The 26,409-nt window shown below is 47.1% G+C and carries 28 protein-coding genes; 7 read left to right on the plus strand and 21 right to left on the minus strand.

Annotated elements, in window-relative coordinates; genetic code table 11:
- Nucleotides 1–31 precede the first annotated feature (31 nt).
- From cas5 to SYN6312_RS05830, 14 genes are all read right to left on the minus strand, one after another.
- Nucleotides 32–676: a type I-MYXAN CRISPR-associated protein Cas5/Cmx5/DevS gene (cas5, locus tag SYN6312_RS05770; protein WP_015123918.1), complete on the minus strand. Its 645-nt coding sequence runs from the start codon at nt 674–676 to the stop codon at nt 32–34.
- Entirely contained in the window at nt 673–1,668 is a 996-nt protein-coding gene (locus tag SYN6312_RS05775) for a DevR family CRISPR-associated autoregulator (protein ID WP_015123919.1), read from the minus strand. The genes cas5 and SYN6312_RS05775 overlap by 4 nt, the downstream gene beginning before the upstream one ends.
- Nucleotides 1,669–1,703: 35 nt before the next feature.
- Complete coding sequence (cas8a1, locus tag SYN6312_RS05780; protein ID WP_015123920.1) at nt 1,704–3,242, minus strand: type I-MYXAN CRISPR-associated Cas8a1/Cmx1; 1,539 nt, start codon at nt 3,240–3,242, stop codon at nt 1,704–1,706.
- Nucleotides 3,233–5,671, minus strand: coding sequence for a CRISPR-associated helicase Cas3' (cas3, locus tag SYN6312_RS05785; protein WP_015123921.1), 2,439 nt, complete (start codon nt 5,669–5,671; stop codon nt 3,233–3,235). Before cas3 ends, cas8a1 begins: the two co-directional genes overlap by 10 nt.
- Nucleotides 5,668–6,087, minus strand: coding sequence for a PIN domain-containing protein (locus SYN6312_RS05790; RefSeq protein WP_015123922.1), 420 nt, complete (start codon nt 6,085–6,087; stop codon nt 5,668–5,670). The genes cas3 and SYN6312_RS05790 overlap by 4 nt, the downstream gene beginning before the upstream one ends.
- Nucleotides 6,084–6,347, minus strand: coding sequence for a hypothetical protein (locus SYN6312_RS05795; protein ID WP_015123923.1), 264 nt, complete (start codon nt 6,345–6,347; stop codon nt 6,084–6,086). Before SYN6312_RS05795 ends, SYN6312_RS05790 begins: the two co-directional genes overlap by 4 nt.
- A gap of 20 nt (nt 6,348–6,367) precedes the next feature.
- Nucleotides 6,368–7,018 carry a type I-MYXAN CRISPR-associated protein Cas6/Cmx6 gene (cas6, locus tag SYN6312_RS05800; RefSeq protein ID WP_015123924.1) on the minus strand — a complete coding sequence of 217 codons (651 nt, stop codon included), beginning with the start codon at nt 7,016–7,018 and terminating at the stop codon, nt 6,368–6,370.
- 220 nt (nt 7,019–7,238) lie between these two features.
- Nucleotides 7,239–7,418, minus strand: coding sequence for a hypothetical protein (locus SYN6312_RS05805; protein WP_015123925.1), 180 nt, complete (start codon nt 7,416–7,418; stop codon nt 7,239–7,241).
- A 319-nt stretch (nt 7,419–7,737) separates the two neighbouring features.
- Nucleotides 7,738–7,911 carry a hypothetical protein gene (locus tag SYN6312_RS19715; RefSeq protein ID WP_015123926.1) on the minus strand — a complete coding sequence of 58 codons (174 nt, stop codon included), beginning with the start codon at nt 7,909–7,911 and terminating at the stop codon, nt 7,738–7,740.
- Nucleotides 7,912–8,229: a DUF433 domain-containing protein gene (locus SYN6312_RS05810; protein ID WP_015123927.1), complete on the minus strand. Its 318-nt coding sequence runs from the start codon at nt 8,227–8,229 to the stop codon at nt 7,912–7,914.
- 68 nt (nt 8,230–8,297) lie between these two features.
- Nucleotides 8,298–8,576 carry a DUF2442 domain-containing protein gene (locus tag SYN6312_RS05815; protein ID WP_015123928.1) on the minus strand — a complete coding sequence of 93 codons (279 nt, stop codon included), beginning with the start codon at nt 8,574–8,576 and terminating at the stop codon, nt 8,298–8,300.
- 42 nt (nt 8,577–8,618) lie between these two features.
- Nucleotides 8,619–9,605: a YafY family protein gene (locus SYN6312_RS05820; protein ID WP_015123929.1), complete on the minus strand. Its 987-nt coding sequence runs from the start codon at nt 9,603–9,605 to the stop codon at nt 8,619–8,621.
- Nucleotides 9,606–9,805: 200 nt separating this feature from the next.
- Entirely contained in the window at nt 9,806–11,233 is a 1,428-nt protein-coding gene (gene glgA, locus SYN6312_RS05825; protein ID WP_015123930.1) for a glycogen synthase GlgA, read from the minus strand.
- Nucleotides 11,234–11,364: 131 nt separating this feature from the next.
- Nucleotides 11,365–12,321, minus strand: coding sequence for an RNA polymerase sigma factor, RpoD/SigA family (locus SYN6312_RS05830; RefSeq protein WP_015123931.1), 957 nt, complete (start codon nt 12,319–12,321; stop codon nt 11,365–11,367).
- A gap of 309 nt (nt 12,322–12,630) precedes the next feature.
- On the opposite strand from SYN6312_RS05830, the gene SYN6312_RS05835 reads away from it, so the two are divergent.
- From SYN6312_RS05835 to SYN6312_RS05855, 5 genes are all read left to right on the plus strand, one after another.
- A complete protein-coding gene (locus SYN6312_RS05835; protein WP_015123932.1) occupies nt 12,631–12,909 on the plus strand; it encodes a 4a-hydroxytetrahydrobiopterin dehydratase in 279 nt (92 codons plus the stop codon).
- A gap of 27 nt (nt 12,910–12,936) precedes the next feature.
- Entirely contained in the window at nt 12,937–13,683 is a 747-nt protein-coding gene (locus tag SYN6312_RS05840) for a phosphoribosyltransferase (protein WP_015123933.1), read from the plus strand.
- A gap of 299 nt (nt 13,684–13,982) precedes the next feature.
- The gene (gene bchL / locus SYN6312_RS05845; protein ID WP_015123934.1) at nt 13,983–14,840 is read left to right on the plus strand and encodes a ferredoxin:protochlorophyllide reductase (ATP-dependent) iron-sulfur ATP-binding protein; all 858 of its coding nucleotides are present in this window, start codon (nt 13,983–13,985) and stop codon (nt 14,838–14,840) included.
- A gap of 96 nt (nt 14,841–14,936) precedes the next feature.
- Nucleotides 14,937–15,335, plus strand: coding sequence for a DUF5331 domain-containing protein (locus tag SYN6312_RS05850; protein WP_015123935.1), 399 nt, complete (start codon nt 14,937–14,939; stop codon nt 15,333–15,335).
- An 89-nt stretch (nt 15,336–15,424) separates the two neighbouring features.
- The gene (locus SYN6312_RS05855) at nt 15,425–16,816 is read left to right on the plus strand and encodes a ferredoxin:protochlorophyllide reductase (ATP-dependent) subunit N (protein ID WP_015123936.1); all 1,392 of its coding nucleotides are present in this window, start codon (nt 15,425–15,427) and stop codon (nt 16,814–16,816) included.
- Between the two features lie 138 nt (nt 16,817–16,954).
- On the opposite strand, the gene SYN6312_RS20710 is transcribed toward SYN6312_RS05855, so the two are convergent.
- Nucleotides 16,955–17,122 (minus strand): photosystem II reaction center X protein, encoded by a 168-nt coding sequence (locus SYN6312_RS20710; RefSeq protein ID WP_015123937.1) that lies wholly within the window; start codon nt 17,120–17,122, stop codon nt 16,955–16,957.
- 260 nt (nt 17,123–17,382) lie between these two features.
- On the opposite strand from SYN6312_RS20710, the gene gndA reads away from it, so the two are divergent.
- Entirely contained in the window at nt 17,383–18,816 is a 1,434-nt protein-coding gene (gene gndA / locus SYN6312_RS05865) for an NADP-dependent phosphogluconate dehydrogenase (protein ID WP_041431203.1), read from the plus strand.
- A gap of 173 nt (nt 18,817–18,989) precedes the next feature.
- On the opposite strand, the gene SYN6312_RS05870 is transcribed toward gndA, so the two are convergent.
- The 6 genes from SYN6312_RS05870 to SYN6312_RS05895 all read right to left on the minus strand — a co-directional run bounded on the left by SYN6312_RS05870 (nt 18,990) and on the right by SYN6312_RS05895 (nt 25,222).
- Nucleotides 18,990–19,658 carry an urease accessory protein UreF gene (locus SYN6312_RS05870; RefSeq protein WP_015123939.1) on the minus strand — a complete coding sequence of 223 codons (669 nt, stop codon included), beginning with the start codon at nt 19,656–19,658 and terminating at the stop codon, nt 18,990–18,992.
- Between the two features lie 15 nt (nt 19,659–19,673).
- Complete coding sequence (locus SYN6312_RS05875; RefSeq protein WP_015123940.1) at nt 19,674–20,546, minus strand: fructosamine kinase family protein; 873 nt, start codon at nt 20,544–20,546, stop codon at nt 19,674–19,676.
- Nucleotides 20,547–20,600: 54 nt separating this feature from the next.
- The gene (locus SYN6312_RS05880) at nt 20,601–20,828 is read right to left on the minus strand and encodes a Calvin cycle protein CP12 (protein WP_015123941.1); all 228 of its coding nucleotides are present in this window, start codon (nt 20,826–20,828) and stop codon (nt 20,601–20,603) included.
- Nucleotides 20,829–21,194: 366 nt separating this feature from the next.
- Complete coding sequence (locus SYN6312_RS05885; RefSeq protein ID WP_015123942.1) at nt 21,195–21,488, minus strand: hypothetical protein; 294 nt, start codon at nt 21,486–21,488, stop codon at nt 21,195–21,197.
- On the minus strand, nt 21,488–23,389 hold the full coding sequence (gene dxs / locus SYN6312_RS05890; protein WP_015123943.1) for a 1-deoxy-D-xylulose-5-phosphate synthase: 1,902 nt from the start codon (nt 23,387–23,389) through the stop codon (nt 21,488–21,490). The genes SYN6312_RS05885 and dxs overlap by 1 nt, the downstream gene beginning before the upstream one ends.
- 336 nt (nt 23,390–23,725) lie before the next feature.
- A complete protein-coding gene (locus tag SYN6312_RS05895) occupies nt 23,726–25,222 on the minus strand; it encodes a carotenoid oxygenase family protein (protein WP_015123944.1) in 1,497 nt (498 codons plus the stop codon).
- A 755-nt stretch (nt 25,223–25,977) separates the two neighbouring features.
- On the opposite strand from SYN6312_RS05895, the gene SYN6312_RS05900 reads away from it, so the two are divergent.
- Nucleotides 25,978–26,406: a hypothetical protein gene (locus SYN6312_RS05900; protein WP_015123945.1), complete on the plus strand. Its 429-nt coding sequence runs from the start codon at nt 25,978–25,980 to the stop codon at nt 26,404–26,406.
- Nucleotides 26,407–26,409 lie beyond the last annotated feature (3 nt).

The following is a 26,409-nucleotide window of genomic DNA, read 5'->3' on the forward strand; positions in this document are numbered from 1 at the left end:
ATCGGTAGAAATATCGATGATTGGGCGATCACTATCTAGGATCGATAATCTCAATAAACTTCTCTATTGATGGATTACTATCGATTAACGAAGGTAATACTTCAAAATCAAATCTTTGCCATCTTGTATGATACGAACCCACATGATCGACCCAAATTGGTAATTCAATCTGTCCCGTATTACTGGGATTTAGCCAATGCCATTTCCCTTGAATACTTTTTATCAAAGACACATCATCTACCGTATCATCACTCAAGCCAAGACAAACTAAGCCTGTGCGAGTAATCAGTTCAGGTGATTGAATCACTTCAATTAGACGTTGTTCAAGCGATCGCCCTGTTTGCTTTTTTTCGCCGCTGCTATCCACCCAACAAATAAACTCAATGTTACAGAGAGTTTCAATATAGTCAGGAGCATTACCAACCTTAGACTGCTTACTGGCGACACCATACTTATAGCGGCTCAACTTGCGTAGTGTTGTAGCAATTCTAGGCTGTTGTTTGTAAGCAAAGGCCAACTTAACACCAGTATGACAAGCCCTGAAGTATTCACCCACATGGGAAAGCAACATTCCATAGACAGTAGCAGGCGGTGGGAATGGGTATGTTTCGGCAAATGAACGTGCATAGGACTTGCGAAAACTTGCATAGGGAACTTCAATATGAAGAGCAATCAAGCGACACCTCCCGTTGTATCAGGAGCGATCTCTGAGTACTCCTGACCAAAAGTAGCAATACGTTTACGTGCCTCATTTGCCGCCGCAATCACACCAGAAAGTACAGTCACCTTCAACTCTTTGAGCTTTTCACCCTCATCAGTGTTGGCAACCTCACCACCAATAATTATTTCGGATGCGGGAATATCCCCAGATTCAATGCGATTAATGAGGCGGGCGATTGTGTAAGTGCGTTCTTCTTCGTTATGTTCAAAACAGTTTTGAATTTTAGAAGAATGGGCATTAGTAACGCGCAATACAATCGAAGCAGGCGAAAAATCATAAGCAAATCGGCTGTGATTACCAGCAACTTGTGGTGGGTCAATAATTGCCTCAATCAGACTAGCAATATGCTTCTTCTTCACCACATCACCGAGATTTAGCCCAAAAGAGTATTGATACTCAGTTGTGTGCATTTCTGCACTGTAAAGCGATAGTTGCCCTTTTGATTTTTCCCCAGAAACACAGTTAAAAGAAAGCTCTGCACGATAGGGACGTAAACTGACAGCACGACCGATTGCCAGAGGGCTTTGACGTTTTGTAGTTTTTCCCTTTGGCTTTTCCTTTTTCCGCTTTGCTTTTGGCTCATCAGATTCTTCTTCAGTTTCCACTTCTTCTTCTTTCTCCTTCGCTGCTGCTTCAGCATCCATGAAACCCATCAAATCATCATCAATAAATACATCACCTTGCGGATTCCATTGTGTACGTTTTTCATCCTGATATTCCAACTTACCCGTTGATGAATCATAGCTACGATTGACGGGGGCAGTAGCTTCTAGTTGAAAGCGATAGCGAAGGGCAAAGCGGATTGCTTCTGCTGAAACGCTGGTGTGTACGTCGTCTTGGTGAAATACTTTCTGAAGTGTTGTAGTGTTACCAATATTATCACCCCGATTATTCGCCGCAACAGCTTCACTGGTCAAGATTGTTCCGTAAAGATAATGTGTAGGCATTTTAGTTTGCTCCGTTGATCTTAGTTGTTGTTAGCTTAATTGTTGCTTTTGTCAGACTCGTAACTCACAAGTGCAAAGAGCAAGAGATTTTGCAGGCGATCGAAGTTTCTACGATTGAAAATGAAGTCTCGAATGAGTTCGGCATCTTCTCGAATGGGAGCAAGAGAACCACCCTTAGTCGCATCCGCACAAAATTTTAGAAACCAATTTGCCACTGCATCAGAAGTTTTAAGTCTAAGAATTTCGTTACGAATTTTCTCCTGACGAACTTCGACTAATCGACCAAAATCGAGATTATTATCTCTAGCGCGTTTGCCCATTTGTGCCATTGTCATCTCCCAAGCCTTGTGAAAAGCTCGAATAATGGCAATGTCCTCTTTGCTTTTGATTGCTTGCGACACTTTATGTAGCCCTCCTTTTTTAAAAAGTAAATTATGAAAATCCTCTTTCTTTGCCAACAATTCTTTGAAGTGACCGCACCAATGTCGGTTAGCTGCAAGATTGGCTGCAATAAGTTCAGGAATGGCAGTATCAGGTACAGAAAAACTTTTCCCGTCCCTCAGCTTGATAAACTTACTTTTGCCAAGATATTGCTTGGCAGCACGAAATACTCCTAACTCTTCATAGTCACCTCCTACTTTGACACTAATACTTCGGTTGATCTGGTTCTTATCCCAAGCGACTTTACCCATTGCGATTGCCTGACATCCTTTGATGCTTTTCTCACGTTCAATCTTATGAGTAGTCATATCTAACAAAAAAGAGAAAGCTGCCTCTTCTGCACCACCAACAACACGCCCAAGATAGGTATGAGTAAATCTCTCAAAGTTTTGACTTCTGCTAGAAATACGTTTTATTGCGCCAGTAAATCCAACTAAATCAATAATGTCTGGAATAACAATGCAAGCTTGGGCTTTCTCCTTATAAGTGCGCGGACGCAAGAGAAAAGTAACACAGCCAACCATCAAAAAGTGAAGCAAGATAACTTCCTTTACTGGGGCTTGTAGAGACTTTCTGCCTGTCATTGCTCCTGGAATCATGGACTGTGGGATTGAAGCAAATTGAGGCAATCTTCCACTATCTTTATTTTTGGGAGAATCACCTAACAGACCTGTTCCCTGAGCTTTTTGGTGAGCAAAGCTATTGATAGCCTTATAAGTGATAAGTTGATTTTCATCACTATCTGCCAATTTCAAAGGAAACTTGTACGGTTCTTTTTCTCCTGGACGCATTTTGTTGTGCTGAAGAAAGGTTAAGCATAATCCCTCATGAATTGAGATTCGTAAATCGATAGCATCCTCTCTAATAAACTGACCAGGTAGATCAATTAATTTATCCTCAGTTAGCTTAAAGGAAGCATCAAGAATAAGTTTAAAAGCCTCTTGATCAGTTAAATCTCCTGTCTTTTCAATGATTACAAAATCATGATCTAACTTTGGGGTAATGCCCTGTGGAGGAGACTTATCCCAAGCTTCAATGGTTGCAGCTAAACCACCCAAAGCCGCCCGATGATAGATCGTATAATTCGGATCGCTCAAGCAATAAGTTAACGGGAAAATAGATGCTATTTCCATGATGCTCCTGTACCCTCTTTTGTAGTTTCGTTATAGTCATAAGCAACAAACTCCTTTGGTGCAATGCGAACACCAGCAATCCTTTCCCATTTCAGAACTTCTGGCCTCATAGGAATAGCCACTTCGTGCTTGCGTATCCAATTTGGTGAAGGTTGACCATACTTAAAGTCATTACACTTTTTAAAATCTTCCTCCAATACAATTGAAATGGTATAGCCTTCGCCACGAGTTATTCCTGGTCGAGTTCGCCATACACCCGAAAAGAAGCAAGCTCTTTTTTCAGCTTTTTCATAGTCATATTCTTTCGGATCGCTGACTTCTAAAAATTTATCTGCCAAGTCTCGCTGACATAGAGATTTATTTAAGTCCAGCAATTTCTGAATCCAGATTAGAGAAGTATCAATGTCCGATTTTTCGTAAGGCTTATAAGCATCTCCTTTAATATTTGGTAATGGACAAATGAGAGCAGATTTAGGATTGCCAGGATTATCAAGAGTCGCACGGCGGTTTAGTCTTCCCATTCTTTGTATTAGCGCAGGAACAGGAGCAATATCAGTCACTAATAAATCTGCTGATAAATCCAAACTCATCTCTGCAACTTGGGTAGAAACAAGAAGTGCTGCTTTACCTTCTTCCTTAAAAGTGTCAATAACCCGACGATGACGCTCGCTGCGGTCTTTGTAACGTAATCGAGAATGATAGATATTAACCGCAATATCAGGAAAATCATCTTGGGCCTTTTGATAAATTTGGTTAGCCCAATCAACTCGATTTCTAACCCAGAGAACTTTGCCCTTATTCTCTAGACATTTTTGAACTTCACGCCATACTATTTCTTCATTAACTTGTTCAACCGTATAGGGAAGATCGTATCTAGGCAAAATTTCAAATTCTTCGAGTCCAGGAACTCGGTTCAAATCAGGTCGGATTCCTTCAATTGCTCTCAATCTTTCCTCTGATAATGAAGCAGTCATCAGCAATACTGGCAGCTTTGGGAAATTTTTCAAAAAGACCAGCAAGTGACCAAACATTTGATCATCAAAAGCATGAATTTCATCAAAAACAATCGCAGATTGCATAATCGCAGGAAGACTATAGATCGAGCGTCTAGCATTGACCATCAACCCTAGAACAGTATCGGCAGTGGTAACAGTTAGTGGCGTACTCCATAAAGCCAGAGATTCAATTTTGTCTTGTTCGGCTCTAAGGGTTTCTTGTGCTGCTTTTGCAGTATCAGAACTTTCCGCATCCTCTTGAGGAGACGTTTGAGCCATTGTTTGTAAATCAATTGAGGATCGAGAATGAGCAAGAGCTATAAGTGATTCAGGAATACCTGACTCCAGCGCATAATCTTTAAAATGCTCAGTTGTTGTTCCTGTAGTTGGTAAACAAAAGAAAAGGCGAAAGTTTCGATCTGTCAGTTTTTCACACCAATCTCTCGCCCACAGATAAGCTGCCAGACTTTTACCAGAGCCACAACCCGCTACTGCTAGAGTCAAATAAGACTTAGAAGCAGCTACGTTTTCTTGAAAATCTCTAAGGGTAAAACCGGGAGGATATTGGCTTAAGTCTGGTTTATCTTTGAATTGACTATTACGCCACGCCCAAGAATGAATTAATTGGGTTAAATCTTTGGGACTTAGCTTAATCGATAAATCATTATTGACAAAATCAGAAAGAGAATAAGGCTGATTGTCTTCACCTTCTTTTTTGGCAACGGCACTAGCCGCTACATCAGCAGCAATACCATAACCTTTGACTAAGGCAACAAATCGGCGTGATTGCTCATTGGCAAATTCTTTCTTCTCATACTTTTCAAATTGATCCATCAGATCATTCAAAGACTCAAGCGCAGGAATATCGCACTCATCATCTAAGTCATAACCAATAACAAGATTTCGCTCAAATTGTGGGGGATTTCCCAAACCCAAATCTAATGACATTTCCTCCAAAATTGCATTAAAGTCTAGGTTATCCGATTGAGAAATATGTAAAATGAGTCGTTGTACCTGATTAGGCTCTGTCCTCTCATCAAATTTGCGATGATGTCCCATTGCTCCCCAAATAGCAACTATTCTGTACTTGCCAAGAGGTTCTAGCCATGATTGAAACTGAGGCTCTAAGCAAGCGAGTAAGCCAGAAATAGTTTCATGACGAATTAGTTGTAGTCCATCATTATTTGTAAGCATCTCTAGAAAGTGGCTGCTGGCCTTGCCTAAATCCTCTAGCCATCCAGTGGCTCTAAGAATTCTCTCAAAGTCAACCAACTCGCTTTCAATCTCAGCATTTCTTAGGGCAATACTTCCTGAAATTTGTGCAAGTGACTTGCAAGCAGAAGCCACATCACGACTATGTTGAGTTAGCAGAGAATAAGGTGGAGGTTCGTTATACTTTTTGTGATCATAGGATTTTGCTAGTAATCTTTTCATGTTGCAACCTCGATAGCTTCAATTAGCTTTTGTGGGGTATAAATGGGAACAGTTTGGTCTGTAAAATCTTCTGGATTACGGGTCACGATTCCATCTAACTGAGATGCGGCCGCCGCCGTATATTGAATTGCATCTTCAAAATCCTTGAAATCACCAGTAAGAGCCTGACGAATTACTGCATCATCAACAGTGACAATTTGACAAAAAGAAACAATATGCCTCAAGAAATCAAGAGCTAAAGATTTTCCCTTACTCTTGCGAAGAATGTAGAAAAGATCGCTAAAGCTAGACGCTGAAACATAACCGATTAGCGTTTTCTGTTCAGAAAGTGTCAAAATGCGATCGCTATCCCTAAAAAATGGCTCTCTTTCTAATGCGACATCAAGTAAAACATTGGCATCAATCAAGATTTTCACAGATCGTATTTCTCCTTGAGCGCATCCCATCTTGCTTCATCCACATCAAAATCTTCAGGTGTAGGCTCCGTTTGCTCAAACCATCCTTCTAGAGCCTTGACCGAGGATTTAACCCTCCTTTTTGTTGAGGACACAGGTGAGATTGATGGCGGAATTGGCCAGACCACTAACTCCACTTCACCCACGGGTAAAGCGATCGCATCTCGAAGATGCAACTGCCCATCAACATCAACCCACCCCTTTAATTTCAGTGCTTCCATAAGTCTGCTCCTTAAACTATCTAAAATACTCTCATTGGCACAAATATACCGCAACCCATACGATGCTTACCCCCCAGGCCTAAAATTTGTAACCTAATCGAATCCTCTGCACTCAAGCCCGAAACTTCTAATCCAAAACCCACTACAGAATAAGTCTTAATCTTGATTGTTTTACGGTCTGGCTTACCCTGAGCATCCAAAGGCACAATCGCCTCTCCGACAATACCCAATGCGGCTAACTGCAATCGTGCTGCCTCCAAAAAACTCTCAGGTTCTTGATGATTTTTAATCGTCACAATTCTTGCGTGTAAACGATCCGCAGGACTCACCATAAAAATCTGAGGAATGCCTAACCTGATTGCATGGGAGCCAATACTTAGCTGTTTCCCGGCCAGGTGATAAACCATCGGTAGAGAGTCATAGGGCAATCGAATTCGTAAATGCGATCGCGCTGTTAAAAAAATCTTGCCCTGTCGATCTGGTATGCCTGCAATTGTGAGAATACTCAGCCCCTTTCGCTCATGAATTTCAGGGCAACGATGGACAATGGCACTATATAAACCATAGCCATGATCTGCTGGCAGTGTTTGTCCCACAACAGCAAAACAGAGTTCTACATACGAGCCAACCGATAACTCTACAGAAGCCGGAATATTCGCAGTCGCTAACATTTTAAACTTCTCCTAATGTAATTGTGAGTTTTGAGATGCTAAGTACATTGGATGTTCAGCAAAAACAAGACTGAGATAGGGTTGGGATTGCCCAAAAAAGTCAAACGCCTGGTGGTATCAAATATTTTCTAATCAGGAGATCAAGAGATAATAAATTCGCTGCTCGGTCAGCAACTAGCTTTGAAAATCCTGAATTGATAGGATATCGCCCGAACTGACATCAGACATCAAAATAGGCTAATTGCTTGAGTTGAGAGACCTCATTCTCCGCTGACAAAATCCAGTCCTGCTGGCTCTTAATAGAAGCCACTTGCTCCCGAAGATTCAAAACCTCACTAGTTAAAGTTGTTAGCTTGTCCCTGATGTCACTGAGGAGTAGGGAAAATTCAAAGGCTTCCATGGATTGACTCTTTAAATCGAGACATTCATATCTTACTCACTTAATTTGTCAAAAGTCAACCCCTGACCCCAACTACATTCAAATAGTTACAACAGATAGTGCGAATCTAAATATAGGCCTCTGTTGTTACTCCGGCCTAAGGAGGGGTTAATTTACCCAAAGAGATTAAATTCTATCATCTAAGGTGAATTTTTCTGAAACACAACGCCTTACGGCATCAGAGGTATTTTAAGGTTAGCCCAATATGCACTCAAACAGTTAGTGCTCAACGCCAACGGCATCAAAGAGGGCTTTCTGAGTATATCGAATCGAGAAATGCCTAGTTGTTTAACCAAAATTTGCCTTCAGACGCTTGCAATCGTCCCAAAAGTTGCTCATCAGGCATTTGATTAGTCTCATCGTCAACGGCTGTTAACACATCCACACCCTTACGGCGTAATTGATCCGTAATGGCCTGGGGGATATGGACATCCATATACAGAGCAATTGCCATCTACAAAACTCCCTGTGCTTTCATCCGCAGATAAAAAGGGGATCGAATTGCTTGTGATTGCTCTGCCTGTACCTGCTGCCACTCAGCCCGAATTTCCTGATCAATTTCAGACTGATGATCAAAGTAGTAGCCCATTGCTGCATGAGCCTCTGCCAAGGTGAGATAAGGATGTTGGCGGCACATTTCTTCTACAGACCAGCCATGAGCCAGATAGTCCATGACAAGGTGAGCTACACGGATGCGTGGGTGGCTTAATAGGTAGGCAGATTGCCCGTCAGGCTTATGAATATGGGGATAAAGTGCTGGAGGTGGAGACATGAGTGTGTAGGTGTAAGAAAAATAGTTGTTAGTTTGCCCATCAGGTAAATCTAGTGTGGCTGAGCCGCCTAAGTCTTAGAAGTAGAAATATAAGCCCTACATGCAGGTGCGCCTCGCAGCATTCCTTCTATGCTCAGATCTTCATCTAATTCCTCCCAGTGAATCCCATGCCCGCCCCCACATATCTCCCAGGCCTCTCTTTGTTGAAATGTTCCATTCAAGAGCCTCGGATACCAACCTAACGGAACAGTAATTGTTCTACCATCCATTAACTCCACGCTGATTGTTTCAGATGTAAAATAAACTTGCTTTACTCTTTCATCAGATTGAATTACAAAAGTTGCCATATCAAGACTCCAATAACAAAGATGGTTCGCTAGGTTACTGTTTCAGTGGCAAGCATTTGTTTCTCCTTTGTATAAAGTATTCATTATGGCAACCTCACTTTGAATCATCTGCACTAACTCTGGTGGACGTTTGACGATGGCTCCTTTGCCGTAGAACAGAACCCACCGCTTTAGGTCATTCAGGCCCCGCACGACCATATTTAACGTCAAAGAACCATCGGGATGTTCCTCAATCTCTTGGGTCGGATGCCAGCGTCGTTCCCGGATATAGGGGGCAGTGGCGGGATCAAACCAAATCGCAATCGGTTGAGGGAGTCCGCCCGCCTCATGTTGGAAAATCATCTCCAGATGGTCTTTAGCATCAAAGGTGGGGTCTGGAATAAACGAGGTTTCCAAAAGTTCTAAGGCTTGAATCCGGTCAACTCGAAACCAGCGAACTTCCTGCCGATTGTGGCAATAGCCGATCACATAGGGATTCGTGCCTCGATAAATGTGTAAGAGATAAGGATCCAACTTACGTTCTGAGAGACTATTGCGACTGGCGGTGAAGTAGGTCATCTGGACTTGCCGATGGGTTTGACAGGCCTCCTCTAAAGAATGCCAAATGTCAGGATTGAGATTAATCTCTGCCCCAGAGCGAAAAATAATCCGTTCATCGGCAATGGTTTGTAAATCTAGCCATGCTTGCTCAGGCAATCGTTCACTCAGTCGAGCAATCGCAGACCGTAACTCCTGGGCATGCACAAAGCCAGGATAGGACTCCAAAATCCTTGCTCCAACGATCAAGGCAAAGAGTTCACCTTTACTGAGGGAAACACTCGGCAATCGCCAGGTATCGTCCGTGTAGTGAAATCCCTTAACCCGACTAAACTTCAACGGCGCATGAAACCGATCTCGTAAGAAGGCCAGATCATTCCGAATCGTCCGCTCACTCACTTCCAGAGATAGAGCCAAATTGCCAATCGTCTGCCGCTGCTCCGACCGAATCAGAGAATCCAGTTGCAGCAGCCGTTCCAGGTGGCGAGACATAAAATCCTGTCAGCAAGTTGAAACTACTCTAGCAAGACAACCCGGCAAAAACGTTGCCACCTTAAAGTTGTTTTAATCTTAATTCTGATAGAGATACCCAAATACTACAGACAGCCACTGCTAGATAAGTTTTGTTTGAATCAAATAGAAGTTCAAGGTTAAAAAATTGCGTCAATTGGGGTGATAAGGGATTGGGTTCCTCAAACGCCCAAACTCAGGGGTGATTTTAAGGGGGGTGGCGGTAACTGTTCCGGGGGTAAGCCATAGATGGAGTTGTAGAGGGCGTTATATTCTAGGGCAGATTTTTCCCAACCAAAGTCTTGAGCCATGCCCCGTTGCTGTAATTCTTGCCACTTATCCTTATAGCGATACCCCTCCCAGGCCCGGACGAGACAGGTATATAGATCTAGGGGTTCATAGCGATCAAAACAGTAACCCGTTCCTGTGCCTGCCATTGGCTCATGATGGAAGACCGTATCTACTAGGCCCCCTGTCCGCCGCACAATTGGCACACACCCATAACGCAGGGCAATCATTTGGGCAATTCCACAGGGTTCAAACCGACTCGGCATTAAAAACGCATCGGATCCGGCATAGATGCGCCGCGACAGAACATCACTATAAAGAAGTTGCACACTACAGCGGCCGGGAAACCGGGAGGCGAGTTGCCACATTTGGGTTTCGTAATAGCGCTCTCCCGTCCCCAAGAGGACAAATTGAGCATCGCTATAGGATAAAAACCGATCCATAACCTGCAAAATCAAATCCAGGCCCTTTTGCTCGACCAGGCGCGTCACCATCCCAATCAACATCGAACCCGCATTCACCTCCAGGCCAATCTCTTCCTGTAGGGCGACCTTATTGAGTTTCCGTTTGTCAAGGGTATCGGATGTGAACCGGTGGGGGATGGCGGTATCGGTGGCGGGATTGAACATATTCATGTCAATACCATTCAGTATCCCGGACAACTTGCCACTAATAAATGAGAGCAGGCCCTCCAGTTTTTCCCCATACTCGGCGGTTTTAATTTGCTCGGCATAGGTGGGAGAAACCGTATTCACCCGATCCGCAAACTGAACGGCAGCGGCCATGGTGTTGTGACCTTGCATATACCAGGGGCACCAAGTCATTTGTTCTAACCGCCACCGCCAAGGGCCCTGGTAAGCCAAGTTGTGAATCGTAAACACCGAAGTAATATCCGGGGATTGATTCAACCAAACCGGGATCATTCCCGTATGCCAATCATGACAGTGGGCAATATCCGGTTTCCAGTAATTCCACATGAATTCGGCGGCCCCATTGGCAAACAGGGTAAACCGCCAATCTTCGTCTTCCCCGTAATAGACTCGCCGGGGTTGAAAGCTGGAATGCCCAAACAAATAGAGAGGGACATCCGTTCCAGGCAAAATAGTTTCATGTACCTGGAAAGACTGAAACATGGCGTACCCATCCCAAACGTGGCGGGGTAGAGTCGTCAGCTTATCCGGCAGGAATCCGTAGTAGGGCATGAAAATCCGCACATCATGGCCCAACTTCCGCAAGACGGCGGGTAAGGCTCCGACAACATCTCCCATGCCTCCAACCTTAGCTAAGGGGGCTGCTTCGGCGGCAATAAACAAGATTTTCATCGGGATTTTCCGGCTCCTTTCTGGGTCAGATGAGAGGGATTTCCACTAGCCTCTCCTCGCTTTAGATTAGGGCAATGGGGGGCCGGTGGATCACTCCTTCAGGATGGATTAATCTGAATTTCTCCCTGGGCTTAGCTGGCTAAGTACTCGTGGATGTCACCCCGGCGTTTGCGGAGTTTACCCAAGGCTTCCCGCTCAATTTGCCGCACTCGCTCCCGACTGATATTGAGTAAGTCACCGACTTTGGCCAGGGTTAGGGGTTGCCCATCTTCCAGGCCAAAGCGGAGGGCAATCACCTGTCGTTGCTGGGGGGTGAGATCGGCCATCAGACGATCTAGGTCTGCTCTGAGGGCGGATTGGGAGGTAAATTCTTCCGGTGATAGGGAGGGATCCTCTAATAATTCCCCTAGTTCTGTGTCTTGGTTATCGCCAACCCGAACATCAAGGGAGAGAGGTTGCCTGGCTCGCTCCAAATATTCCCGGACTTGGGCTGGAGTCAGTTCCAGTTCGACGGCCAGTTCATTGATGGTGGCAGCCCGGCCTAAGCTTTGGGAGAGTTGACGTTGGGCTTTCTTAATTTTGTTCAGCTTTTCGGTGATATGGATCGGTAAACGAATCGTCCGTCCTTTTTCGGCAATGGCCCGGGTGATGGCCTGGCGAATCCACCAATAGGCATAGGTTGAAAAGCGATACCCTTTGGTCGGATCAAATTTCTCAACCCCGCGTTGCATCCCGATTGTACCTTCCTGGATTAGATCCAACAAATCCACATTCCGCTTGATATATTTCTTGGCAACGGAAACAACTAGGCGTAAATTAGCCTCGACCATTTTCCGTTTGGCCCGCTCCCCACCCTGAATAATTTCGTTTAATTCCCCTGGGGATAGGTTTGCTTGGCTGGCCCATTCTTCTAAGCTGGGTTCCCGGCCTAAGGCGGTCTCCAGGCCAGTACGCGTCTCATTAAGGCTGGCCAACATCTGCACTTGCTTGCCATAAAGGATTTCCTGCTCATGGGTCAACAACGGAACGCGCCCAATTTCACGGAGGTAAGTGCGAACCAAATCCTTAGAGGTATCAATAGTATCCATAGGTTGTTACTACCGGCTGGGTGAATGCAGTCATCAGAGCGGTGGCAAGGGATTCGGGCAGAATGGCGGTTGGGAGTATAAAGTTCAAGCCTGGCCAACAAATATGACTAATATATTAAGAATCTTAACATTTCTAAATCTGTCACTCGGAATACTGAACGAAGTTTTCCTGCCCTTTTAAGGTTTTATTTATATTTCATTGCATTTTATTTCTGATCTCCCTGAAAGATACTCTATTTGAAGATAAATTTACCGTACTCCCGCATCCTTGGACTAGATTAGAGGTAGCGCGCTTCACTAGGAATTGTTATGGCCACTCCTCTTAGTCCGACTCAAATTCAAGAGCAACTTGCCCAACTCCCGGCCTGGACATTAAAGAATAATCGCATTGAGCGGATTTTTACCTTCAATGATTTTCTCGGTTCCATTGCCTTTGTGAATCAGCTAGTTGGGCCTGCGGAAGCTGCGGGTCACCACCCCGACCTCTGTATTTCCTGGAATAAAGTCACGGTTAGCTTAACGACCCATGATGCTGGGGGACTAACCCAACTGGATTTTGACCTAGCTCGGCAACTCTCTAACTTATAGAACTAATGTCAGGCACAGGTTTGCTAAATGTTCAGGAGCCTGGGTTGTTTTTATCCGCTAGGAATTGACCTAAGCAGTACCCCTGTCGGGCATCTGGGTGGGATACTTGCCCATCTCCTCACTATGATTTTTCAAGATCGTCAAGATGCTGGTTTGCAACTGGCAGCCTGTTTGCGCCATCTTCCTTTAGTCAATCCGGTTGTTTTGGGAATTCCGCGCGGCGGTATTATGGTTGGCCTGGAGGTGGCTTGCCAGTTTCAGGTTCCTTTGGGGGTTGTCCTAACGCGGCGGCTAACCTCTCAAAAGTTTCCTGAGGTCAGTTTTGGGGCGATTGGGGAGGAGGGGGTAAAGGTTTTAGATCAAGCGACAATCGGCCTGATGGCTATTTCCGATCCTGAAATAATTAGGGCAGAACGGGAGGCTCAGACAGAACTTCAACGGCGAATTCGCGACTTTCGGCATGGGGAATCATTACCCAGTTTGGCTGGAAAAACGGTCATTGTGGTGGATGATGGCCTGGCCACCGGACTGACGGCCTGGGCTGCAATTAAGGTTGTTCGTCAGCACCACCCTACCCAAGTAATTGTCGCCGTCCCCGTCGCCAGTCCTACCAGTGTCCGTAAAATTCAGCAATGGGCCGATGCTGTGGTCACCGTTGCGACTCCACCCAATTTTCGCAGCGTGGGTGAATGGTACGGTGATTTTAATCCAAACCTTTCAGAAACCGAGGTCTTAGCTGCTCTAACCCAGGCCAATGCCCCCCTCAACCCTTGACCATCATTCCCTATTCAAATTAATCCTCTGACCCTATTTCCCATCAGCGTCATCCCGACCGTGTGGAGGATAGTGGAGGATAAGAGCCAAAATGTTACCGAAGTTATCAATATTCTGACTTTTATAAAGATTGACGACAACGCCACACTAAATTACGGAATCGGTCTTAAGGTCAGTTTAGGGCAATGATGGATTTTTATTGGGGTAGTAAGTGATCTTACCTAGTCATCATCCCTAAGGCTCCTAAAGCTGAAATTTTTCCTGACTGTTTCGACCGTATTAGCAAATGAGGGTAGATTGTGAAACTGGCAGTATATGGCAAAGGTGGTATCGGTAAATCCACCACAAGCTGTAACATTTCTGTGGCCCTAGCCCGCCGGGGCAAAAAAGTCCTCCAAATTGGCTGCGATCCCAAACACGACAGCACCTTTACCCTAACTGGTTTTTTAATTCCCACCATCATTGACACCCTGCAAGAGAAGGACTATCACTACGAAGATGTTTGGCCGGAAGATGTCATTTATAAAGGCTATGGTGGCGTGGATTGTGTCGAAGCGGGTGGCCCTCCGGCAGGGGCGGGTTGTGGTGGCTATGTGGTCGGCGAAACGGTCAAGCTCCTCAAAGAACTCAATGCCTTTGATGAGTATGATGTAATTCTCTTTGATGTGCTGGGGGATGTGGTCTGTGGTGGTTTCGCAGCTCCTTTAAACTATGCCGATTACTGCATGATTGTCACGGATAATGGCTTTGATGCCCTGTTTGCGGCCAACCGAATTGCGGCTTCAGTGCGGGAAAAAGCTCGGACTCACCCCCTACGACTGGCGGGTTTAATCGGAAATCGCACCTCGAAGCGGGATTTGATTGATAAATATGTAGATTCTGTCCCCATGCCCGTTTTAGAAGTCCTGCCCTTGATTGAGGATATTCGGGTCTCACGGGTGAAGGGCAAAACCCTGTTTGAAATGGCAGAAACGGATCCTTCCCTGAACTATGTCTGTGACTACTACCTGAACATTGCCGATCAAGTTTTGGCGGCCCCAGAAGGTGTGGTTCCCAATGATGCACCGGATCGGGAATTGTTTACCTTGCTGTCCGACTTCTACCTCAATCCGGCCCCGGTTCAGGCCAAAAATGAGTTGGAATTAATGATGGTATAGGGGAATACCTAAACAGGCCAAGCGGCACAAACAACTTCATGGTGAGGATCATAGCCCCTTAAAATGCTAAGGCTTTCTCCATGATGGACAAAGGTTATGAATCCAGAACAACTCCGACAAACTATAAAAACCAAGTGGTTGGCTTACTACGAAAACAACCGCCATTGGATTTCCCGTTTAGCAGTGTGGGTCAACTATCAAGGTAAGCGGCGGCCCTCAGCCGGGTTTATTCTCGGCACGTTGAGTGTGCTAGAACCCCAGTTGACCTATGTGTTACCTGTGATTGTGGACTTAAGCAATGATCCAGATCGGTTAATTTTGGCCCTAGGCTTGAATTTCAACCCTGACGAAGAGTTAGCAAAGTTGGATGACCCAGCCCTGGAGAGTAAAGAAGTCCGCTACTTACCCCCGAAATCCTTTGTCAGTAACCGGGCTGAGGAACATCGGGAAACTGCCACCGCCAAAAAAGAACGGGCAACGCCCCCTAACGGCTAACCCTGTTGAGTTGACCCACCAAAAGCCCACATTCCGATCCTGTAAATTTGCCCAATTATCTCTTGTCTCATTCCTCAAAGGAGAAGCCCATGACCCTTGCTGAAGCTGCCCCCCAGGCCTTGAATTTTGATTGCGAAACCGGGAATTACCATACCTTTTGCCCGATTAGTTGCGTGGCCTGGCTCTATCAAAAAATTGAAGATAGCTTTTTCCTCGTGATTGGCACCAAAACCTGCGGCTACTTTCTTCAGAACGCGATGGGGGTGATGATTTTTGCCGAACCCCGCTATGCCATGGCCGAGTTGGAAGAAGGAGATATTTCGGCTCAGTTGAACGACTACAACGAACTCAAACGGCTCTGTGAGCAAATTAAACGGGATCGCAACCCCAGTGTGATTGTCTGGATTGGCACCTGCACCACCGAAATTATCAAAATGGACTTGGAGGGCCTGGCACCCAAACTAGAGGGGGAAATTGGCATCCCGATTGTTGTGGCTCGGGCCAATGGCCTGGATTATGCTTTTACCCAAGGGGAAGATACCGTACTTGCCGCCATGGCCGCCCGTTGTCCAACCAAAGTCGTGGAATCGGAAACCGAAGAACGCAATGCGATCCAAAAACTCCTGAACTTCGGCCGCAAAAAAGATGAGATTGCCGCTACTGATACGGAATATAAAGATCACGCGCCCCTGGTCTTATTTGGTTCATTACCCGATCCGGTGGTGACGCAACTGACCCTTGAACTGAAACGGCAAGGGATTAAAGTCTCCGGGTGGTTGCCCGCTAAGCGCTATACCGAACTGCCGGTGATTGAAGAAGGCTATTATGTGGCGGGGGTAAATCCGTTCCTCTCTCGGACAGCAACCACCCTGATGCGGCGGCGCAAATGCAAACTCATCGGCGCACCATTTCCGATTGGGCCGGATGGGACTCGGGCCTGGGTTGAGAAAATTTGCACCGTCTTAGGGATTGAACCACAGGGATTAGCCGAGCGGGAAGCCCAGATTTGGGAGAGCTTGGAAGATTACCTGCAACTAATTCGGGGCAAGTCCGTCTTTTTCATGGGTGATAACCTTTTAGAAATTTCCCTGGCGCGGTTTTTGGTGCGCTGTGGCATGACCGTCCAAGAAATTGGCATTCCCTACATGGACAAACGCTACCAGGCCGCGGAATTAGCCCTGTTGGAAAGCACCTGTAACGAAATGGGGTCTCCCTTGCCGACCATTATGGAAAAACCGGACAACTACAACCAACTGCAACGGATTCAAGACCTGCAACCGAATTTGGTCATCACTGGCATGGCCCACGCTAACCCCCTCGAAGCTCGTGGGATCAGTACCAAATGGTCGGTGGAGTTTACTTTTGCCCAAATTCACGGATTTAGTAACGCTCGGGATGTCTTGGAGTTGGTGACTCGTCCCTTGCGCCGGAATCAAGCTCTGGCTAATCTTGGCTGGGAGAAATTAGTTGCGGACGTTTAGATTCAACGTCAAATTGATGCGTTAGGCAAGCTTGAACCCCTCAGCCTAAATTAAACGATACCCCTTGTTGCTCTGTGGCGTAGAGAGTAAACCGCAAGGGGTATTTTCTGCATATCTCGGGTATCCGGGCCCAAAGCCTTAGGATTGGCGTTGAACCTTGTCAATTTGACTGAGGACAAATAAACCAACAGCGGCGGCACCCAAGACCACGGCTCCAGCAATTAAGCCAATAAAAAAGCCTTTCAAAGAGGGAGTAATGGTCATCAGGGGGGCAGAGTTGAGGATTAAAGCATGCAAAGCAGTCATAGGTCTTTTGGTGGGTAGGTTTACTATTGATGACAAAAGATAACAATAATCCAAATTCTACGGCCATTTGCTCCACTGGGTAGGCTGATCAGCCCTTCTTCAGCAAAGACAATTTTAGATTGTCACGAATTTTTGTAGCCCAGATTACCCCAAGCGACCCAAACAGCGGGGGCCTGTCATATCTTAAGCTAATCTTCCAAAGCTTTCGGAGGGGATCAAGCTAGGCTGGGTGTAACTTGTCCATGACCCTAAAGACCCATATGTCACAGCAGCATTTTGGCTTGATCGGTTTAGCCGTAATGGGGGAAAATCTAGCCCTCAATGTCGAACGCAATGGCTTTTCCGTCGCCGTCTTCAATCGCACTCCCACTAAAACTGAAGAATTTATGGCCAACCGGGCCGGGGGGCGGAATTTCAAGGCCACCTATAGTCTGGAAGAATTAGTGGCTTCCCTAGAACGGCCAAGACGAATTTTGGCCATGGTTAAGGCCGGACAACCCGTAGATGATCTTATCCAACAGTTAAAGCCCCTCCTTGAGCCAGGGGATATTCTGATTGACGGTGGCAACTCCCTCTACACCGATACGGAGCGGCGGGTTAAAGAAATGGAAGCAGATGGCCTCTGTTTCTTCGGCATGGGTGTCAGTGGTGGGGAAGAAGGCGCGCTGAATGGCCCGAGTTTGATGCCGGGAGGTAGCCAAGATGCTTACAAGGCCCTCGAACCGATCCTGACCAAGATTGCGGCCCAAGTCGATGACGGCCCCTGTGTGACTTATATTGGGCCGGGGGGAGCCGGGCATTTCGTCAAGATGGTGCACAATGGCATTGAATATGGCGATATGCAACTGATTGCTGAGGCCTATGATCTGCTCAAAAATACCCTGGGATTGAACCATGAGCAGTTGTACGAGGTGTTTGCCCAATGGAATGAAACCCCGGAATTGAACTCCTTTTTAATTGAAATTACCCGCGACATCTTTAAGTACATTGACCCGGAAACCAATTTGCCTCTGGTGGATGTAGTTTTAGATGCGGCAGCCCAAAAAGGCACAGGTAAATGGACAGTGGAAGCCTCTCTGGAGTTGGGGGTGGCCATTCCGACAATTGTCGCTGCTGTCAATGCCCGGATTATGTCTTCCATAAAAGAGGAACGGATGGCGGCCAGTCAACAAATTACGGGGCCCACGGGCAAATATGAGGGTGATACCCAAACCTTTATCAATAAAATCCGGGATGCCCTCTACTGCTCCAAAATCTGCTCCTATGCTCAGGGAATGGCCTTGATTGGTAAAGCCTCCCGTGAGTTATTTGGCAACAGTCTGGATCTGGGCGAAACGGCCCGGATTTGGAAAGGGGGGTGTATTATTCGGGCGGGCTTTTTGAACAAGATCAAGCAGGCCTACGATCAAAACCCAAATTTAGCGAATTTACTCTTGGCCCCAGAGTTCAAGCAAACCATTTTGGATAAACAGACGGCCTGGCGGGAGGTCTTAATTGAAGCAACTCGCTTAGGAATTTCTGTTCCCGCCTTTGGCGCATCCTTAGAGTACTTTGATAGTTATCGGCGGGCACGGCTCCCCCAAAACCTCACCCAGGCCCAGCGGGACTTCTTTGGGGCCCATACCTATGAACGCACCGATAAACCTGGCCATTTCCACACGGAATGGGTTCCTATTGAAGAAGCAAAAGGGTAAATCGTGGTGGTGGCTCAGGTGGGATGCTCTTTGGGTGTTCTGCCTGGGTCTTATCGTCATTTCTGCCAAAACTAAGACAGTCAAAACGACTACTCATTAGGGTTTCAAGTAACTTTGTGTTTGACTCCTAAGGGAAACGACTATACTCTGAGATTCGTAAAAATAGGGGGTATCTAACTCCGAAACAGGCGACTGTAAAGGGTTTCATGGCCCATCACTGCCAGGGAAAGGCCCCAACTACAATTATCCAGTTGCTCATCTTTAAGTCTAAGAATCTCTGCACAGGCCTGGGTGATGGGTTGATGTAAAGCAAGTAAGAGCCGCTGACCTTGAGTTTGCCCAAGGGGGATCAGTTTTACGCCAGCATTGATTAAGTTACTCGTCCAACTCTGGAGAAAGCCTAAGATTGCTGGCCCTAACTCAATCTGCCAGGCCCCGGCCACCCGCCCAAAGGCAACCGCAAAGTGATGAAACTCTTGGGGATTAAAATTTTGCGTCTCCGGTTCTAAATCACAAAAAAGTTGCCAGAGAGAGCGGCCCATTTGCAGGCTTTGTTGGCGTAAGGCTTCCCCATCTCGGGCCGCCGTTAACCAGTGATTCCAGGATTCAATTGAGGTAGAATCTCCCCTGACTTGGGCCTGATAGGCACGGATCACAATGGCGGCATCAACCCGAATTGCCCCAATCCTTAATTCAGCCGTGATCCAATTCTTTAACGCGTCTGCGGTGGTGATTTGTTCAGTTTGAATCAAAAACTCCAGACCCTCGGAATAGGCATAGGCTCCTACGGGTAAAGCGGGACTCGCTAATTGCAATAGTCGTAACAGTGCTTGAGAATCCACAGGCCGGAGCAAACCCTATTCCAGTGATGTAAGTAGGGCGTTGATCATCCCTTGGGCTTGATGCCAATAGCTGCCCCCAAACAAGTTGCCATGATTAAGGACGTGATAGAGGTTGTAAAGAGTTTTACGGGTTTGATACCCAACGGACAGACGCTGAACAGATTCATAGCCCTGGTAAAATTCTGCCGGAAAGCCACCAAATAGCTCCGTCATCCCTAAATCTACTTCCCAATCACCATAGTAAGGGGCCGGGTCAAAAATTACCGGTTCCCCATCCTCAGTAAAGGCAGCATTCCCACTCCAGAGATCGCCGTGAACAAGGGTGGGTTGAGGCGGGTGATTGGCTAAAAGACGGGGAATATTCCGCAGCAAGTCATCGGCATGATCTAAATGTATGCCGCGTTTGCGGGCCAACTGGAGTTGATAGCCAATTCGAGCATCTCGCCAAAAACCGGGCCAATCATCAGTCCAGGGATTAATCTGAGGGGTACTGCCGATGGTGTTGTCTTGCGCCCAACCAAACCTCTGACCACGGCCCTGACGGTGTAACTCCGCAAGATTTTGACCTAGCCGTTTCCAGGCCTGGGCCGATCCCCTACATAAGGATAGATACTCTAAAACAATAAAACTATGCCGCTCTGTTAAGCCCGTACAAATAACCTGGGGGACGCGAATCGCTTTAATCTGATGTAGGGCTTGGAGTCCGAGGGCTTCTTGGCGGAACATTAATTCCCGCTGCGGCTGATTCAGTTTGACAAAATAGCGTGACTGGCCATCCGTGAGGACATAGGCCTGGTTAATACTTCCCCCACCCACAGCCTGAGCACCAGCAGTAACAAAGGGTTGACCGATAGCACTGGCAATGGCCTGGTTAATCTCTGACCACATGAGACTGCAATGAGTGGGGACTGGCAGACAAAAAAGAACGAGAGGAGTTGGGCTTTAGTCGTCGTAAATCCGGCACTCAGCAGCTTCTGGGTTGTCATCACAATATTGCTGGAAGGAGTTTTTTGGCTCCACTTTCGCTTCCCGTTGGTGTGAGGCCTCGGCTTGAATTTCTTCAAGAGCATCCCAGGCCGCGGCACATTCCCCAGAAGTAGCTCCCGCAGTATCACAGGCAGCACGGGCTTCCAAACGGGCTTTTTCGATTTCTTGATTGATATCGCTCATAGCGTTTAATTGAATCACCTTTGACAGTATAGGCAGACAAAGCAAGTTCAATGCTGAATCCACGCAAAAGCTTTACATAAGCGAGAATTTAAGTCAGGTTTGTTGAACTCGTAGTCCTATCTTATCGCACCAGGCCGGGAGCCAGTTTCGGATTGCCACACCCCCAGCGGCAGCAGCCTTGGAGAACCCACCTATGCTCTGGTCAAGTGACTGAGGATACGACTGATAAAACAGAACTTAAGCTTGCCTGTGAGAGGGTTAAAAATGCGCTCCAAGCCTATGGAAAAGGCCTCACATCACTTAATGCAAGGACAACAGACCGATTAAAGAGGAGGGCAAGCTAGTTGTTTGAGAGACTCAGTTGACTTAAAACAGGCGCACCATACATCCCTGTTCAATGGGTTTTAAGGTTGGGTTGTCTGGAGCATCCCCCAATTGTTGATAGGCCTGGAAGCTCATCTTTTCCTGAATCGTTTCAATCATGCACGTGCAGAAGGTTGGCCCCCGATTGCTAAATCCCGGCGGAGCTTTAGTGGCAAATCTCTCTGTACAGTCAGTGATAAAGCTTTGTACGGCTTCGTCTGGGTAGGTTTCAGCTATGGCGGGAGATGGAATCAGAAAAGCTATCGAAAACATGGGCAGGGTCAGGACATACTTCATTAATGTCTGACTCCCATGGGTTGAGGCACAGCGAACTGACTCAGAATTTTTTCTGCCATTTGGGGCGGGGTTAACCCTAACTCTGCTTTCGATTGATCGGCTGTGGCGTGTTCAACCAGAAGATCAGGAACACCAAGGCGCAGGATAGGCACTAGGACTCCGGCATCTTGGCAAGCTTCCAGTATCGCTGACCCGAATCCCCCCGGCAAACAGCCCTCTTCTAAGGTGACGACCCGTTTAATTTGACTGGCTAGGGGAATAATTAACTCCGTATCCAGGGGCTTGGCAAAGCGGGCATTGACCACCGTGGCCTGGAGACTATGCTCACCGAGAATTTCGGCCACCTGCATGGCGGGATACACCATCGAACCATAGGCTAGGAGCAAAAGATCATCCCCCTGCCGTAAAAGTTCACCTTTACCAATGGGCAGTTCTTCCCAGCCTTCTTCCATCAACGGCATTCCATAACCATTCCCGCGAGGGTAGCGCATGGCAATCGGCCCACTGGTGTAATTGATCCCCGTAACGAGCATTTGCTGGAGTTCCGCCTCATCTTTGGGGGCCATCAAAACCATATTGGGCAAGCAGCGGAGATAGGCAATGTCATACATCCCTTGGTGAGTTGGCCCATCGGCTCCAACAATCCCCGCCCGATCCATACAGAAAAAGACGGGTAGGTTTTGGATACAGACATCGTGAACAATCTGATCAAAGGCCCGTTGTAAAAACGTCGAGTAAATGGTGATGACCGGGCGCATTCCACTTGCCGCTAACCCCGCCGCCATCGTCACCGCGTGTTGTTCAGCAATCCCCACATCAATATATTGATCGGGCAGGTTTTTCTGCAGAATATCCAGGCCTGTGCCCGTGGCCATGGCTGCTGTGATCCCTAAAATGCGGGGATCATTTTCGGCTAATTTGGTCAGGGTATCCCCAAAGACTTTGGAATAGCTGGGGGGCTTGGGTTTGCTAGAGGGTTTGGCTTTCCCAGTGGTCAGGTCAAAAGGGTTTTGGGCATGGTAGCCAACTTGATCCTTTTCGGCGATGGCATAGCCTTTCCCTTTCGTGGTCGCCACATGGACAAGGACGGGGCCGACAATTTGGTGGGCGCGATTAAAGGTATTGATTAATTCTTCAATGTTATGACCATCCACGGGCCCGATGTAGGTAAAGCCCAGTTCCTCAAAGACTGCTCCCACTTTTGGCACCGCAAGGCGTTTCATCCCCTCTTTAATGCTGCCGGTGAAGGAATGATCCACAAAGGGAAGTTGCTTCAGTTGATCGTTGAGGTTATCGGCAATAAATTGGACTTCCGGAGAAAGACGAATTTTGTTCAGGTAACGGGGGATCGCGCCAACATTGGGAGAAATGGACATCTCATTGTCATTGAGTACCACCATTAAGTTGGTTTGGGGTAAATGTCCAGCGTGGTTGATTGCTTCTAGGGCCATGCCCCCCGTCAAGGCTCCATCTCCAATAATGGCCACAACTTTGTAGTTTTCCCCTTGGTGATCGCGAGCGAGGGCCATTCCCAATGCCGCTGAGATACTGGTGGAAGCATGGCCAGCCCCAAAGTGATCAAAGGAACTTTCTTTGCGATTGAGATAGCCGGCGATCCCATTTTTCTGGCGTAGGGTTGCAAAGTTGTTAAACCGGCCGGTGACCATTTTGTGGGGATAGGCCTGGTGTCCCACATCCCAGACAACCCGATCCTTCTCAAAATCTAAGGTTTGATAGAGAGCTAAGGTCAGTTCTACGACCCCCAGGCCTGGGCCGAGATGCCCCCCCGTAGCAGCAACCGTTTCTAAGTGCTTATCGCGGATTTGGCAGGCAACCTGTTTGAGTTGAGCAATAGATAAACCATGAAGTTGGTTCGGATGGGTGAGATCACTCAGTTGCATAGTGCCAAGGCCTCGAAAAGAATCAGTAAAGGGTAGAGCAATTTTAGTAGTTACCGAAACCAATGAGGAAGTTCGGGAAACGACTGCGACAATTATCACCTTATCAAAACTCCGGGGTATCGAACTTTGCTGGGCGAGTCTCTCAGTCAATCTCTAACTTTTCCCCCCTAAGCTCTTTCAACTGTCAGTGCCAGCGGAAATGAAAATAATGACAATACTGACTTAAGGCAGGAGGGTTCTAAGGAACTAGGCGGAAAAGAGGACGGCCCTTCCTTGACCTAGTTGCACTAACAGAGTGGGTATTTCGCCACTGGCCCCGATATAGGCTCTGCAAAATTAGACTGAGGCATCCATAAAAGTCTGGGGAGTAAAGGTACCATGCAGGCCATAGGGGATATGGTGCTTCAGGTGTAATCGAGCTAGGGGGCCCTGACGGACGTTGGCTGCATCTAGAATCACGAGATCGGATTTTTGCCGACTGGCTTCATAGGTCAAAACCAATAACCAACCCGCGGTTTCTTGGCTGGCTGAGTCCTCAGGATTGATTCGAGTTGGGTCGGGGACAAAAACTGGCTCGGTGACGAATCCCCGTAGGGCCGCACTCCAAAATTCTTGCGTTTGGGTTTCTAGATCAAGTCGCAAAATACCTTGGAGGGGGGCGTTACCAGTGGGATTGTCGGCGGCGGCCGTGTAGAGATAACGGTAGGGTTGACCAACATAGTTGGGGTGCAGACAGGGAAACTCACAACAGCGGGGATCAAGTTGGTTCATGGTGACGGCTTGACTCGTTTTGTTGATCCGGATCCGCCACAGTTGTCCGGGAGGAAGGCTGGCAAAATCCACCTGGCGGTAGTCGGTGTCGCTATCCAGGCCGGGGAAACTCTCATAACAAATGGAGTCCACAACAATGTCATCCCCGAGTTCAAAGGCATTGGCATGGTGGAAGACAAAGCAGGCGGGCATGGTGAAGTGTAAAGGGGTTCCACCTGACCGAGGTAAGAGCCAAATGTGGGTGGGGTTTTGGGGGTTAAAGCTTAAGCATTCAGCGGCCCCTTTGAACCCTAATAGGTAGGGAATTGGGTTGAGTTGGACAGGGTTTTGGAAAAAGATGCCGTAGTTGGGGGTAAGGGCAAAGTCATGGATAAAGGCAAACCCAGGAAAACTGTAGTCCTGCTGCGAGACACAAGTCCCATCCAAGGCAAACTCAAACAGGCGGGCGGCGGTGGTTAGTCCTGGTTTGAGGGAGAAGTTAACGAGCCGCTGTTGCTGGGGATCAAGGCGAGGGTGGGCGGCAAAGGCATCTCCGGGTTTCAGCAGGCCATCTAAGTTAATTTCGCCCAAGGTTTCCAGGGTGGCCGGATTGAGTTGATAGGGCCAAGCGGCTTCCCAAAGAGCTAAAAGTTTCGCGCCCCAATAGATAACCTGGGTATTGGCAATATTTTTCAGCTTCATATCAAAAAAATTGTTCAGCCAGCCACCGGGTTTAGGCGTGCCAAAGACCCCCCGATAGAGAATTTTTCCTGCCCGTTGCTCGGCCTGGTAGCCAGTGGTTTGGACATAGCGATTCCGAAAATGCACCCGCCCATCCTTAAAGGTAAAGGCACAAATCATCCCATCACCATCAAAGGGATGTTTGAGGGCTACACCGCCAATGTCCAAGAGTCCCGGCCCATTCCGAAATAATGTGCCAACCAGGCCGGCGGGAATCTCACCTGTCACCTCATCAATCCAGTAGTCATACTCATCTGGGAGTGAACGAGTTCCCCCTTGCCAATCTGTCAGGCTATAGGTCGGTATATTCGCTGGGGCCTGGGGGTTTAGAGTTGGAATCATAATGGCATTTGGGGCAGGTTGGAGGAGAGGATGGTCGCTGAATTGTTTTATTGTAACGAATTGTAACCGGACTTTAACAATCTTAGATCTAATACAGGATTTAACCCAGAGGCAGGTTAGACCAGTTAATAGGGGAGGAGTTAGTTAACGCTCAAAGTGGTCTGAGGCTTCAGGCCTGGAGGAAGGCAAGAATTTGTCGAAATTTCTTGATTTTCCCAGCTAAATCAAAGCCTAATTTCTGATCAATTTGGACCACTTACTAATGGCTTAATGTGTAGGCTCAAGCTTTTTAGGCGAGGAAAACATTAGATTTCAATTGAGATTAATTACTAATAGTCCTGTTGAGCCTTCTTGGGTCTATTAACGGTTAGTTGGACTCTAAAACGGGATTACCTACTGGCCAAGGTTTCTTGTCTGCCTCACCAACCTCTGATCAGACCTTAAATCCCCCTGACTGAGATGCTGAACTGGAAAACCTCAACTGGCATAGGACAATTAAGGGGACATTGCAGAAAAATGTTAAGCAATCATCAAGTTTTTCCAGATTTCCTTGACGCAACCCAGCCAGGCTACTTAGAATCACCCTAGTTAGTCAGTCCTTAAAAATTTATGCAAAATTCAGTATTCATTTTTTAGTCTATGTTTACTGGATTTCGTGATTGCCTTGATGTTAAGCAGGTAATTTAAGGGTTCGGCCGGGTTTCTCTCGGCCGGTTAACGATCTTGCTTTGGTGAATTTGTTTAGGAGTCAATCTATGTTAAATCTACGTCATCATCTTTTGGCCGCCCTGGCCCTGGGCACATTAGCCCCAGCATTTTTACCCTTGACAGTAACAGCCGCCCCCAAAGCAGTCCGAGGTGTGATTACTAGTATAGATGGGGATAATTTCACCTTGAAACAGCCTTGGGGCGAAGAAATTACGGTTGTGATTGATGGCAAGCGGCGGCGCTGTGGCAGGGGGCCCTTTGAAGTGGGAACGGATGTAGCCATTATTCTTTTCCCTGATGTAACTCCTCTCACGGCTCAGCGTCTTTGCACTCGAATTGTGCCAGCCCCTCCCTATGTCGCTGTCCAACCCATTAAAGTTCCCATGACTAGCGCGCCCCCGGCCCCAGTTTCTCGGCCAATTCCCGCGCCTGCGCCGGCCCCTGTCACTGCTCCTCCCGCGACAATTTTGTATTGATCG

Source organism: Synechococcus sp. PCC 6312 (assembly GCF_000316685.1).
Lineage (GTDB): Bacteria > Cyanobacteriota > Cyanobacteriia > Thermosynechococcales > Thermosynechococcaceae > Pseudocalidococcus.